The 12,866-nt window shown below is 33.1% G+C and carries 12 protein-coding genes; 2 read left to right on the plus strand and 10 right to left on the minus strand.

Annotated elements, in window-relative coordinates; all coding sequences use genetic code 11:
* Window positions 1–3 precede the first annotated feature (3 nt).
* The 10 genes from BR77_RS04040 to BR77_RS04085 all read right to left on the minus strand — a co-directional run bounded on the left by BR77_RS04040 (window position 4) and on the right by BR77_RS04085 (window position 10,354).
* On the minus strand, window positions 4–1,029 hold the full coding sequence (locus BR77_RS04040) for a nucleoid-associated protein (RefSeq protein ID WP_010049521.1): 1,026 nt from the start codon (window positions 1,027–1,029) through the stop codon (window positions 4–6).
* Window positions 1,030–1,190: 161 nt separating this feature from the next.
* Window positions 1,191–1,463: a hypothetical protein gene (locus tag BR77_RS04045; protein WP_010049519.1), complete on the minus strand. Its 273-nt coding sequence runs from the start codon at window positions 1,461–1,463 to the stop codon at window positions 1,191–1,193.
* Between the two features lie 120 nt (window positions 1,464–1,583).
* Complete coding sequence (locus BR77_RS04050; RefSeq protein ID WP_035064013.1) at window positions 1,584–2,075, minus strand: GNAT family N-acetyltransferase; 492 nt, start codon at window positions 2,073–2,075, stop codon at window positions 1,584–1,586.
* Between the two features lie 117 nt (window positions 2,076–2,192).
* Window positions 2,193–4,235 (minus strand): heavy metal translocating P-type ATPase, encoded by a 2,043-nt coding sequence (locus BR77_RS04055; RefSeq protein ID WP_010049511.1) that lies wholly within the window; start codon window positions 4,233–4,235, stop codon window positions 2,193–2,195.
* Window positions 4,236–4,501: 266 nt separating this feature from the next.
* On the minus strand, window positions 4,502–5,257 hold the full coding sequence (locus tag BR77_RS04060; protein ID WP_010049510.1) for an HAD-IIB family hydrolase: 756 nt from the start codon (window positions 5,255–5,257) through the stop codon (window positions 4,502–4,504).
* Window positions 5,258–5,262: 5 nt separating this feature from the next.
* The gene (locus tag BR77_RS04065) at window positions 5,263–5,760 is read right to left on the minus strand and encodes a GNAT family N-acetyltransferase (protein WP_010049509.1); all 498 of its coding nucleotides are present in this window, start codon (window positions 5,758–5,760) and stop codon (window positions 5,263–5,265) included.
* A gap of 133 nt (window positions 5,761–5,893) precedes the next feature.
* On the minus strand, window positions 5,894–8,095 hold the full coding sequence (locus BR77_RS04070; protein WP_015076178.1) for a sensor histidine kinase: 2,202 nt from the start codon (window positions 8,093–8,095) through the stop codon (window positions 5,894–5,896).
* Complete coding sequence (locus tag BR77_RS04075) at window positions 8,085–8,780, minus strand: response regulator transcription factor (RefSeq protein ID WP_010049508.1); 696 nt, start codon at window positions 8,778–8,780, stop codon at window positions 8,085–8,087. The genes BR77_RS04070 and BR77_RS04075 overlap by 11 nt, the downstream gene beginning before the upstream one ends.
* A 320-nt stretch (window positions 8,781–9,100) precedes the next feature.
* Entirely contained in the window at window positions 9,101–9,526 is a 426-nt protein-coding gene (locus BR77_RS04080) for a GNAT family N-acetyltransferase (RefSeq protein ID WP_229251839.1), read from the minus strand.
* A gap of 159 nt (window positions 9,527–9,685) precedes the next feature.
* Window positions 9,686–10,354 (minus strand): HD domain-containing protein, encoded by a 669-nt coding sequence (locus BR77_RS04085; protein ID WP_016356414.1) that lies wholly within the window; start codon window positions 10,352–10,354, stop codon window positions 9,686–9,688.
* A 472-nt stretch (window positions 10,355–10,826) separates the two neighbouring features.
* On the opposite strand from BR77_RS04085, the gene BR77_RS04090 reads away from it, so the two are divergent.
* Together BR77_RS04090 and BR77_RS04095 are read left to right on the plus strand one after the other, a co-directional pair.
* Complete coding sequence (locus BR77_RS04090; protein WP_010049501.1) at window positions 10,827–12,020, plus strand: quaternary amine ABC transporter ATP-binding protein; 1,194 nt, start codon at window positions 10,827–10,829, stop codon at window positions 12,018–12,020.
* Window positions 12,013–12,861, plus strand: coding sequence for an ABC transporter permease (locus tag BR77_RS04095; RefSeq protein ID WP_015076174.1), 849 nt, complete (start codon window positions 12,013–12,015; stop codon window positions 12,859–12,861). The genes BR77_RS04090 and BR77_RS04095 overlap by 8 nt, the downstream gene beginning before the upstream one ends.
* The last annotated feature ends 5 nt before the right edge of the window (window positions 12,862–12,866 follow it).

The following is a 12,866-nucleotide window of genomic DNA, read 5'->3' on the forward strand; positions in this document are numbered from 1 at the left end:
TAACTAAAAATAAATTTTCAAGTACCTTTTTTGTTCGACTTCATCGAAGCCTTCAGTAATTTCATTCTCCATTAATTTATTTACATCTTTTACCATTACTGAGATGTTATTATTAATTTTGATTTTATTTTTAACTTTTTTACTAAATTTATCTTTATTTTCTTGATTTAATTTAAAATTATCCGGAAAACTAACGTCATGACTTTTTTCATAATTTTCAACAACCGTTTTAAACTCATCTTGTTTCGCTTCTGCTACTAAAACATCTGCAAAATCCTCTAGATTAATTTCTTCTTGAACCTCTAAATATTCTTGTGCCTCTTTAATAAAAGCTGATTTACCAACAATTCCATCATCATCTTTTTTTACAAACTCTGCACAAACATTAATAAAACTTTCGGCTAAAAATTGATCATTTTGAATCTTTTCAATAGCCAAAAATAATTGTTTCCAATACACACTATCATTACGATTTAAGCGATCCAATGCTACGACACGATACCCGTCCTTAGCACTAAAATTAAACACAATAGCCGCCTTATCAATATCGCTTTTAGTAATACCTTTTTCATAACCAATCGACACAGCCTGATTATTGTATTCATTTTTTAGAAAGACTTCTTTATTTTCAACTTTGAAAATTCCAATTGCATCAGTTAATTCGCCTTCTACAATACAATCACTCATATAAATTAACCATAAATCACCCGCTTTAACATTTGGATGGCTTGAAGCAGCATAGAGTTGCTTCACTAAGTTAACAGAACCTTCAAAAAAACTCGTTTCTTCTTCAAATACATCTTTAATATAATTATAGGATTCATTATATTCCAAACTAGTTGGATGGGTAAAATGATGGAATTTTGCTTCTTTAAAGGAAGAAAGAAAAATCTCATGTAACACTTCGCTCATCTCTTCGTCTAACTCTTCAATACTATTTTCAGAAATCTCATAGCCCTGTTCTTGCGCTTTATTTCCTACATAATGAACCAAAATCTGCTTCATTTTTGCATAAGAAAAATCAATCATTTCAACACCTACTGACTTTCTACTCTATTTTCTAATTCAAATTATAGTATACACTAGTCGGAGATACATTTCTTTATTTATTCTGTATTCCACATAAATAGACAACTTCTTTTTTTAAAGAATCGATCCTTCAAAAAAAGAAATTGTCTATTTCATTCATTTTAGCCTTCAAACTCTAAATTTTTTAAAAGCATCTTGATTGAATGTGTACTTTCATTAACTTGGCTAACTTTACGCTTCATTCGTTTTAAATCTAAATGATTTTCAACCCATTCTTCTGTGTAGCCACAATCTGAACATAAAAAACGAGTCACAGGAATACTTTCTAAAATGGTCGTTCGCAATTGATTAATTGTTTCTCCAATCATTTGCTTCCCCTCAATTTTTAAAATATCTGCCGATTCACACTTCTTGCATTCATTGACATGCTTCATATTTTCTCTCCTCCCCATTCAAACAACCGCTTACATAAACCCCTAAACTAAAGATAATTCTTACAGTTTCTATAAGCAATATCTTTAGTTTAACATTAATTATTTTAAAAATCCACTTATTTAATGCTTGTTTAAGCTTTTCTCCATTTTATAATTAATAAATTCTTGTCCATTAAGTTGCACAACTTGTTCTTTTATTGAGATAAAACCTAGGGATTCAAAAAATGGGCGTGCTGTTATACTGACATTTGCCGTTATTTTTTCGCTTGATTTCTTTTTAAGTTCCTTCATTAAATAAAGAAATAGTTGTTTTCCAATTCCCTTCCTCTGATAATCATGATGAACAAAAAATAAATTCAACTCATTCAATTGGGTAAATTCTAAAAAGCCAACTAACTGATTTTTAGAATTTCGAGCAAGATAGGTCTGACTACTCCGAAGTTTATCCGACCATTCTCTTTTACGTTTTGCTTCATGCTCTTTTCCTTGCCAAGCAAGAATCTGGTCTTTCGTGTAATCTTGATTATTAACAGATTCAATCGTTCGGTAAAATAGCTCAATAATCTTACAAATATCTTTTTTTTGAAATTTCTCTATCTGAATTTCTTCCAAATAATCACCTCATTTATTTTATTCATTTAACAATTTTAAAATAAACTCACTTCAAAAACAACTAAGAAAAAATAAAAAGTAAGAAATACGATTTCTCATATTCTTACTTTTTACAATTTATTTGATTCTTAACGTAAGTGCATTTAAAGCCACAATTACCGTACTTAGTGACATCAAAATCGCACCTACTGCTGGACTTAAGATAAAACCAATCGGCGCTAAAATACCAGCAGCTAATGGAATGGCAATAATATTATAGCCTGCTCCCCACCATAAGTTTTGAATCATTTTTCGCGTTGTATTTTTTGCTAATGAGAGAAAATGTAAGATATCATTTGGATCACTTTTAACCAAAATAACATCCGCAGAATCAATGGCAATATCTGTTCCTGCACCAATCGCAACTCCTACATCTGCCCTTGCTAAACTTGGTGCATCATTGACACCATCTCCAACCATCATCACAACTTTTTTATTTTTTTGATAATCTTTCACAATTTTTTCTTTATCTTCTGGCATTAAACCTGCATAAACCTGATTGATTCCTAGCTGATTGGCTACCATTTCAGCTGATGCTGCGTTATCTCCAGTTACCATCACTGGTTCAATCCCTTCAGCAATCAGAGCAGCTATCATAGCTTTAGCTCCAGATTTAATTTTATCGCCTTGAGCGATTAAGCCAACAGCCTCACCTTTGCGAACTAGATAGCTAATTGAATTGCCTAAACTAGCTAATTCTTCAAAATGCTTTTTGTCATAAACAATCCCCATCTTTTCTAAATAAGCCGCCGTTACAATAGAAATCTCTTCTTGATTAATTTTACCTGACAAGCCAATTCCTGGCATGTTTTTCGTTTCAGTAGCGACTGGAATAGTCACTTTTTCTGCTTCTGCCTTCGTTAAAATCCCTACAGCCAAAGGATGAGTAGATGTCCGTTCTAGAGCTGCAAAGTAAGCTAAAATTTGTTCCTCTGAATACTCTTTAGTTAAACTTTCAACTGTATGAACTTTAAAAGCCCCTTCAGTTAAGGTACCTGTTTTATCCATTAAGATACTATCAATTTTTTTGGCTGCTTCTAAAGCATTGCGATTCCGAATCAACAATCCATTTTTAGCACCTAATGAAGTCGAACGTGCCGTTACTAACGGAATAGCCAAACCCAATGCATGGGGACACGCAATCACTAGGACAGTCACCATTCGTTCTAAAGGCGTAGTCAATTCTTTAGTTAAGAAAAACCAGATAATGAAGGTAAAGATCCCAACGAAAAGCGCTACATAAAATAGCCATTTTGCCACTTTATCTGATAAAGATTCTACTTTTGATTTTTCTTTTTGAGCATCTCCAACTAAATTCATTACTTGAGCTAAATAACCCGTATCTCCTGTTCCAGACACCTCAATAGTCAAAGTACCGCTGCCGTTTACAGCTCCTCCGATGACCTTATCACCACGATTTTTTTTAACCTCTTTTGCCTCACCAGTTACCATAGATTCATTGATCGAAGATTGACCTTCAACAATTTTACCATCGGCTGGAATTTTTTCACCCGCTTTAATTAAAAGTAAATCTCCTACCTGAACCTCTTTTAATAAAATCTTTTTACTTGAACCATCTTTTTCCAAGCGATTAGCTTGAGTTGGCAAAAGTTCAGCCATTTTTTTCAAAGCATCTCCAGCATTGCTCACAGCGCGCATTTCAATCCAATGGCCTAATAGCATAATTACAATTAACGTAGCTAATTCCCAAAAGAAATCCATTATATGAGCATTGGAATTAATAAAATGATTCATAATAAAGGCATATAAACTATAAAAATAAGCCACTGAAATACCTAGTGAAATTAACGTCATCATTGCTGGACTTCTATCTTTCAGCTCCATTTTAGCACCACTTAAAAATGGTTTTCCACCATAAATAAATAGAATCGTTGCTAGAATTAAAACAAGCCAATCAGATCCTGGAAATGTAAATTGAAACGGTAATTCCATGCCCATCATAGGAGATAAAATAATAATTGGAATTGCTAAAACTAATGACCAGAAAAATTTTACTTTTAAATTACCCATATGAGCCATATGTCCCATACCAGGCATTGATTCGTGTGACATATGATCCATCTCATCGTGAGACATCATCGAATGATTATGTTCGTGCATTTTCGTCCACTCCTTTTACATTTACATTTGTAATCGTTCTACACTAGTAGTGTACAACGTTCAAAATAAATTGTCAATGAATAAAACTTAACTCCTCAAAAAAAGCTCGTTGAACCGATTAACTCTGACAGAAAAATAAGAAATTGGAGGAATAACACTTTTCGTCTTTTTTACCAGTTATCTTTTTTCCGAAGAGTTGGTTCATAAGATCCAGCTTAATAAAAAAGTTGCTAAACCAATTCTTTTTGGTTTAACAACTTTTCAGCCTAATCTTTTAGTTCATCTAGTTTTTCAATAATAGCTTCTTCTATATCCTTTTGTGATTGACCATTTAACGTTTCACTTGCATAAGGAGTTAAATTTTTATACGTTCCAACTTGGATACCTATTTTAGCTTCCTTAAACATGGAAATATCATTTTGATCATTGCCAAAAGCAATAAATTCTCCCGTTTTAATCCCTATTTTCTCTAATGCAGACCACTTGCTTATCGCCTGAGGACTAATATCAATCACATTTTCATCTCCATGGAAATGATAGACAACATTTAATAAAAGTAATTCTTTTTCAAAAGCAGCTAAATCTGTAGCTGTTAAAATCAGCACCTTTACAATGGAAGTTAATTCATTGACATAAACCAATTGTGCTTGTTTTAAAGGATCAAGACCTAATTTAATCGGGTGAGTATCCGTTCCAGTATATGCATAATTCCACTCACTATCAATTAAATAAGTTGCTTGGTATTTTTCAATTAAGTACAATAACGTTTGCGTATCTGATTGACTGAAGCTAGCTATTTTGCTAATTTTCGTTTGTTGGGAAATAAGTGCACCATTTCCACCAATTAATGTGTGTCCATAAAAATAAGGATCTATAACAGGCAATAAATCACGAATGGGGCGTGCTGAGGCAAAAATAATTTCATGATCAACAGAAAGCTCTTTTAAATAATTCATCATTCTCGGTGAAACAGGTCCTCCGTTGAAACAAATGGTTCCATCTAAATCAAAAACAAACTTCACCCTAACTACTCCTTACTAGTTTCATTAATATCCATTTCAAAAACAAATTGAACGCCTTTGATTCCGTGAATTCTTCTTTTCGTATCATAAAATCCAGCTTTCAAATAAAGCATTTGGGCACTGATATTTCCATGATTCACTGCTAAAACAACTTTTTTTATACTTGGAAATTTTGTTTCAACAAATCCATGAAGCCGTTCTAAAGAAAGCTTTCCATACCCTTTCCCTTGAAAACGGTCATCGATTGAATACGCTCTTAAAAGAACTGTATTTGGTTCATCTGTGTAAATTTGAACATCCATTCCAATTTCCAAAATAAAAAAACCAGCCAAATCATTCTCAACTAAAATTAAAATAGGGTATTTTTCAATAATATGCAGGCTTTCAGTCATCGCCTCCATCGGCATAGTCGTATATTGACTATCCTCCAGTTGGTAACTTTCAAGTATTGGACCATCAGCAACAACAGCTTCTCGTAAATAAATATCTACCATGTGACTCATCTGTGCACCAACTTTCTTTTTCGTGATAATTTTATTATAACATGTTTATTTTCTCTAGTAGAAGCAAAAGCTATCTTTAATTAAACTAAAAATCAAGTTAGACATTTTGCCCAACTTGATTTTCTTCTAACATTTAGTTAATTTCTTCATTTAATTTTTCTTTAGGCAAATCAATCACCAATTTAAACATATCTCCATCTACGATAATCTCAAACTTCCCTTTATGCAAGTCAATAATTGAATGGGCAATAGCTAGACCTAATCCTGATCCTTCGGTATTTCTAGAATCATCTCCACGTTTAAAGCGTTCCACAAGTTCAGTCGCTTCCTCATTTAACTCATACTTAGAAATATTTTTAAAGACTAAACGAACAAAATCCGGACCATCGGTTAACTTCATATAGACTCTTGTGCCAGGAAGTGCATATTTCACAATATTTCCCATAATATTGTCTAATACGCGCCAAATTCGTTCTCCGTCAAGACTAATTAAAACTGGCTCTAATCCCTTAGAGACCCTTAGTTGTAAATCAGCCTTGTCAAATTCTTCAGTATATTCGGCAATTGATTGTTGTAAAAGCTGGCCTAAATTAACTTCACTTTTTTCCAGTATCACTTCACCAGTTGACATTTTAGAAACTTCAAATAAATCGTCAATCAAGTGCTTCATTCGTCCAGCTTTTTGATTAATAATTTCAATGTAATGTTCTTTTTCAACTTCTGTATTCGTCCCTTGGCGAAGTAAATCAGCATAACTAATGATTGAAGTTAAAGGTGTTCGTAAATCATGACTGACATTAGAAATTAATTCTGTTTTCAATTTTTCACTTTGGACTTGTCTCTGTGCAGAGCTTAAGACAATGGTTTTTATTTTCTTTAAATCTGCTTCAAGTTCTGGTAAATGTTGATTTTCCAGTGGATATTCCTCCGCATCAAGCTGATTTAAAATAGCCCGAGGTTGCCGACTTAACCTTTTCATTTTTAAATAGCTTTTTATCACTCCAATTGTAATTGGCAAGGATATTAAACAGAATAATACGCCATATAAGAGTATAGAAAAGTATCCATAGCGTAATGTAGCCAGTAAAGCTACCGGAATACCAAAACCTGTTGCTAAATAAACGAAAATCAAGCCGATTATTTGACTTGGACTTGAAAGCTTACAAAATACAGCTACAAAAAATTGACCGATTTTTACTGAAAAACTGTTCTTCCATTGCTTTTTCAATTCTTTTTTCCGAATACTCTCAACTAAATAGCGGACTTGCGTTGTTAAACAAGCTACAACTATAAAACTGACTACGAAAAATATTTTTGTTCCCCAGTATGCTTCAATAGCTGTCATATAAAGTATAAAACTAAACATTACTAAAGCTAAAATGCGGATATCTAATGAAACTTTAGTGTATTTTTTGTGTAGCTTTGGAAACAATACAGCTTTTTTTAAATTACTAATGCCCATTACTACAGCAATTAAACCTGCTAGTACTCCAAAACCAATTTTCCAAAAACGACGTTTGTTCAATTGCTCCATTCTTTTTTTATCATTAGATACAGGAGAATTTGCTTTTACTGCTGCTACCCCTTTGATTTCAACTTGATTGCCATCTCCACGAAATAATAGATCTCGTTCGTTACCAAAGATATTATTCGTTACATAAGCCCATTCATCAATCTTTTGAAGCTCTTCTGTTTTTTTAGATTTAATGACTTTCTGCGCTTCATCAATACTTTTCAGTACTTGCTTTTCGGGTAAGTTTGTATAAACTTCTCCGTTTGAATCAACTAAATAATAATAAAAACTTTCGTCAACATCCTTTAGTTCATTTTTGTATTGATCCGTTAACTCGGCTTTGTTTTTCTGCAAATAAATTAATTTTTCTTTTTTGATTTTTTCTCTAAGTGCATCATCATCCATAAAATTTTTCATAATAGCAGCTTGCTTTACATTTTTTTCATTATTGAGGCGCTCAATTTCAGTTTGATTTCTCTCGTTAACAGCGTTCACGAGTAGGTCTTGATATTGTTGGTCAATATCAGCCAGCTGTGTACCTAAATCCCCATAAAAAAAACGATAGGCATCCATTTGATCATTTGAGACGACAAGATTTTTTTCAGGATCTTTTAGTAATTTTTTATAAAAGTGATCACTGTAGATCATGTTAATCGTTGTCGGCTGATCATTGCCATAGAGCTCATCAGGGTTTTGACTAAAAGAGCCAATTGGACTATTTGAAGTTGGTTCAGCGTTCCACTTAAGCAAAGGAACAACAGCATAACATACACTAAACGTTAGCAATAACCAGAAAATAATTGTACGAAATTTATTTTTCAATTTTATACCCCACTCCCCAAACCACTTTTAAATACTTAGGATTTTTAGGATTGACTTCAATTTTCTCTCTAATTTTTCGAATATGAACAGAAACGGTATTATCCGCATTAAAGCTAGGTTCCTGCCAAACAGATTCATAAATCTCATCAATAGAAAAAACTTTTCCCGCATGCCCCATTAAGAGAGCCGTAATCTTAAATTCTGTGGGCGTCATTTTAATTTCACGGCCATCAACTGTAATTTTTTTGGCATTTTGATCCAAGCTTAAACCACGTACCTCAATTAAATCATCATTTATTTCATAAACACCTAATGTCATATATCTACGCAAATGAGATTTTACTCGTGCCATCAATTCAAGTGGATTAAAAGGTTTGGTAATATAATCATCTGCCCCAATTTGCAACCCATGAATTTTATCAATGTCTTCGCTTTTAGCGCTAAGCATCACAATCGGCACATTTAATTTTTTTTCGCGAATTCGGTAGGCTGTCATAATGCCATCTAAATTAGGCATCATGACATCTAATAGGATTAAATGAACATCGTTTTCTTCTAATTTTTTTAAAGCGACTAAACCATCTTCCGCTTCAATCACAGTTATTTCTTCATTTTGCAGATAAATAGCAATCGCTTTTCTAATTTCTTTATCATCATCCACAACCAAAACCGTATACTCTTTCATCTGATTTCCTCCACTATCTTCCTTTATTCTGGTTCTATCATAACTTATTTTTTTTAGTATTTACTAGTGAACTTTCTTAAAGCTTTCTTAATTTTGCTATGTAGATGAAGGTCAAGAGCAAAGCTAAGTTTGCGTCAAGTTACTCAATTTATTATTCTTAGATAAATATCAGCTACTACCATTTTGAGTTTCGATAAATTTTCCCAACTCATCCAGTCAAAAAAATCCTTCCAAAGCCCTTTTCAAAATAATTTGAAACTTTTGAAGATTGCTTGGAAAGATACTTTTAAAAGATGCTTTTATCTGAAGAGATATTAAATTTATCCTATCATTTTAATAAAAAATAGTTCAATAGGTTGTTCATAGTCAGGAATATCAATACACAATTTACCAGCTTCATGGTATCCTATTTTTCTATAAAAACAGTGCGCAGTTTCATCTGCTTGAGTAGATGTCAGAACCATTCCATAACCTAATGATTCCATATCTTTTTCCCAAAATTCCATGAGGGTTCTTCCATAGCCTTTATATTGGTATTCCCAATCGATAAAAAGCATTGTACAAAAAGGTGTATTATCCCAAAAAAGATTATATCTTAGTAGTCCAATTGGAATCTTATTTTCTACTAGAATGTATCCCCTTTTATCTCTAACTTTCTTCTCGAATTCTACTTCCGATATATGCTTGTCTAATTTAAACCAAAAAGATTTGTCTTTATCTTGAACATATCTGATACTTACCATCATTATCCCCCTCAAATTTCACTTTATTTAAATAATCTTATTATAGTAGCTTTTGTAATAAGAAAGATGAACAAAAAACTGCTTTACTATTTAAAAAAGACGAAACTTTATTTTTGAGTAGTAGGCAGCCTATTAAAAACTTTAATGGTAAGCATGCTACTTCTAACGTTCTCCATCCCATTCCCCATAAAACTGGTCTAAAAAATGAAGCATATAATTGTGGCGCTCTATAGCTAATTTTTCCCCTGTTTCAGTTTTCATCAATTCTTTTAGCTTTAGTAACTTTTCATAAAAATGCATAATGGCAGTATCCTCTCCAGAACGATACTCCTCTAGTGTCATATCTTCTCTTGCCACTCGTCTTGGATCATGAATCGGTCGACCATGATGACCTGAATAGGCTAAAGTGCGAGCAATTCCAATTGCTCCCAAAGCATCCAGTCGGTCTGCATCTTGAACAATCTTTCCCTCGATTGTCTTTAACTCAACTTTATTTGTTCCACCTTTATAAGACATATTCAGAATAATGGTTAAAATAGCTGCTTGATCTAGTGGGGAAACATTATTTTTTTTCAGCCATTCTTGTACTCGTTTCTCACCTGCTGCAGCATTCTCATTTAACTTTTCATCTGCAATATCATGTAATAACGCAGCCATTTCGCAAATAAACAAATCAACGGATTGCATTTTTTGTTCCTCTTTTGCGATTGTATTTGTTGTGTTCACAACGCGTTGAATATGCCACCAGTCATGACCGCTTGGTTCATTTATCAATTCCTCGTAAACAAATTGTTTTGTTTTATCTATTATTAGGCTTTTATCTAGCTTCATTTTTCTTTTAGCACCCTTTCTTTTTCTGCCTTTATAGTGTATCAATCCTCTCGTTACTTTTCAATCAGATTGATTTTTTAACAGATACTCTTTGCATTTAAATTGTCAAAAAGTAAGCGATATCTTAGTTTTTATTAAATTTTTTTAAATCTCTTATTGAGCCTATCATAGCAATGAATAGCGCTGTTATTCATTTTTTTTGAAAGCAAATTTATTTTCATTTTACCTAAATTAATGTTAGAATAGTAACCATGCCTTTTGGAACGGGTATTTTTTTATGTAAAATCACACTTTATTTTCTAGCGAAATAATAAAATAAGAATAATCATTTTAAATTTCCATACTCAAAATTTGTTTATGGCTGATTGAAAAATCATTTTATTTTATTCGTATCGACTAGGGAGTAAAAACAATGTTTGCTTTGAGCTAAATTAAGCTCATAGTCAACAAAATAACAAAGGAGGATTTTAATTTGTCGAAGATTAGAGTCGAAAATTTAACAAAAGTCTTTGGTAAAAAAAGTGCCAAAGCTTTAGCAATGCTAAAAGACAATAAGTCGAAAAAAGAAATTCTAAAAGAAACTGGAGCAACCATTGGGGTTGATAATGTTAGTTTTTCTGTTGAAGAAGGAGAAATTTTTGTTATTATGGGACTTTCGGGTAGTGGTAAATCTACATTAATCCGATTGCTTAATCGTTTAATTGAACCAACTTCTGGAGATATATTTTTAGATGATCAAGACTTAGTTAAGATGGATAAAAAAACATTACGTGAAACACGTCGTAAAAGTATGAGTATGGTTTTTCAAAACTTTGGACTCTTTCCTAATCGGACTATTTTACAAAATGCTGAATATGGTCTTGAAATTCAACGGGTTGAAAAAGAAGAGCGTGCCTTGAAAGCCAATGAAGCTTTGGATTTAGTTGGCTTAAATGGATACGGAGACCAATATCCTGATCAATTATCTGGCGGGATGCAACAACGTGTTGGACTAGCTCGGGCATTAGCTAATAACCCTGATATTCTTTTAATGGATGAAGCTTTTTCAGCATTAGATCCCTTAAATCGTAAAGATATGCAAAATCAGTTGTTAGATTTGCAAAGCAGTGTTCAAAAAACCATCATTTTTATTACACATGATTTAAACGAAGCTTTACGTATCGGTGATCGAATTATGATTATGCGTGACGGAGCAGTTGTTCAATCTGGAACGCCAGAAGAAATTTTAACGACTCCTGAAAATGACTATGTTGAAAAATTCATTGAGGACGTTGACCGTTCTAAAGTCTTAACTGCGGCCAATGTCATGATTGAACCGACAACAGTCTCTCTTGAAAAGAGCGGACCTCGGGTAGCCTTAAAACGAATGCGTGATGAAAATCTTTCTAGTCTGTTTGTGGTAAACCGTCATGGAGAATTAATCGGAATAGTCCATGCTAATGAAGTTTTAGCTGCGATTCAAGAACAGAAAAATTCTTTAGAAGGTATTATTCATAACGATGTCGCTACAACTGAGCCAGATGTGGCCATTAGTGACTTACTTGACACAGTTTCAACTATGAACGTTCCAATTGCTGTAGTTGAAAATAAAAAGCTACGAGGAATTATTATTCGTGGTTCTGTATTAGCTGCATTAGCAGGAAACGAGGTGGAGCAACATGGATAATATCCCAACATTACCAATTGCCAATTGGATTGATCAATTGGTTGAAAGTTTAACTCAATTTGAAGGTTTCTTCAATTTTATTTCTATTATTATCGCCAGTATTGCTGGAGCTTTCCAATGGATCTTTGATATCTTACCAATTTGGCTTTTCATAGTAGTCGTTGTTTTAGGTGTTTACTATGTCAATCGAAATGGAAAAAAATGGGGTCTTGTTAGTTTTAGCTTGCTAGGTTTATTGTTTATTTGGAACTTAGGTTTTTGGCGTGATATGACTCAAACATTAACATTAGTCTTAACTAGTAGCTTTATCGCTTTAATTATTGGAGTTCCACTAGGCATTTGGATGTCTAAAAGCCGTTGGGCTGAAAAAATTATTCGTCCTATTTTAGATTTCATGCAAACAATGCCAGCATTTGTGTATTTAATCCCTGCTGTAGCATTTTTCGGAATCGGTATGGTTCCTGGGGTTGTTGCATCTGTTATCTTCTCAATGCCTCCAACTGTTCGAATGACCAATTTAGGTATTCGTGAAGTACCAACTGAACTAGACGAAGCCGCTGATTCTTTTGGATCAACAGCTTGGCAAAAATTGTTCAAAGTTGAGTTGCCATTAGCTAAATCCACCATTATGGCAGGAATTAACCAAAGTATGATGCTTTCATTATCTATGGTTGTTATTGCTTCAATGATTGGGACCATGGGCTTAGGAACAAAAGTTTACTTTGCTGTTGGACGAAATGATGCTGGTAACGGATTTGCTGCAGGTTTAGCAATTGTTATTTTAGCCATTATTTTAGACCGTATCACTCAAGCATTTACAAAAGATAAACGTAGTAAATAGAGACA

Source organism: Carnobacterium maltaromaticum DSM 20342, assembly GCF_000744945.1.
Classification (GTDB): Bacteria; Bacillota; Bacilli; order Lactobacillales; family Carnobacteriaceae; genus Carnobacterium; species Carnobacterium maltaromaticum.

What these genes read in the sequence shown, in the direction of transcription:
- BR77_RS04040 (WP_010049521.1), bottom strand. Translation starts at nt 1,029, where the DNA reads ATGATTGATTTTTCTTATGCAAAAATGAAGCAGATTTTGGTTCATTAT.
- BR77_RS04065 (WP_010049509.1), bottom strand. Translation starts at nt 5,760, where the DNA reads ATGAGTCACATGGTAGATATTTATTTACGAGAAGCTGTTGTTGCTGAT.
- BR77_RS04045 (WP_010049519.1), bottom strand. Translation starts at nt 1,463, where the DNA reads ATGAAGCATGTCAATGAATGCAAGAAGTGTGAATCGGCAGATATTTTA.
- BR77_RS04085 (WP_016356414.1), bottom strand. Translation starts at nt 10,354, where the DNA reads ATGAAGCTAGATAAAAGCCTAATAATAGATAAAACAAAACAATTTGTT.
- BR77_RS04080 (WP_229251839.1), bottom strand. Translation starts at nt 9,526, where the DNA reads ATGATGGTAAGTATCAGATATGTTCAAGATAAAGACAAATCTTTTTGG.
- BR77_RS04075 (WP_010049508.1), bottom strand. Translation starts at nt 8,780, where the DNA reads ATGAAAGAGTATACGGTTTTGGTTGTGGATGATGATAAAGAAATTAGA.
- BR77_RS04055 (WP_010049511.1), bottom strand. Translation starts at nt 4,235, where the DNA reads ATGCACGAACATAATCATTCGATGATGTCTCACGATGAGATGGATCAT.
- BR77_RS04095 (WP_015076174.1), top strand. Translation starts at nt 12,013, where the DNA reads ATGGATAATATCCCAACATTACCAATTGCCAATTGGATTGATCAATTG.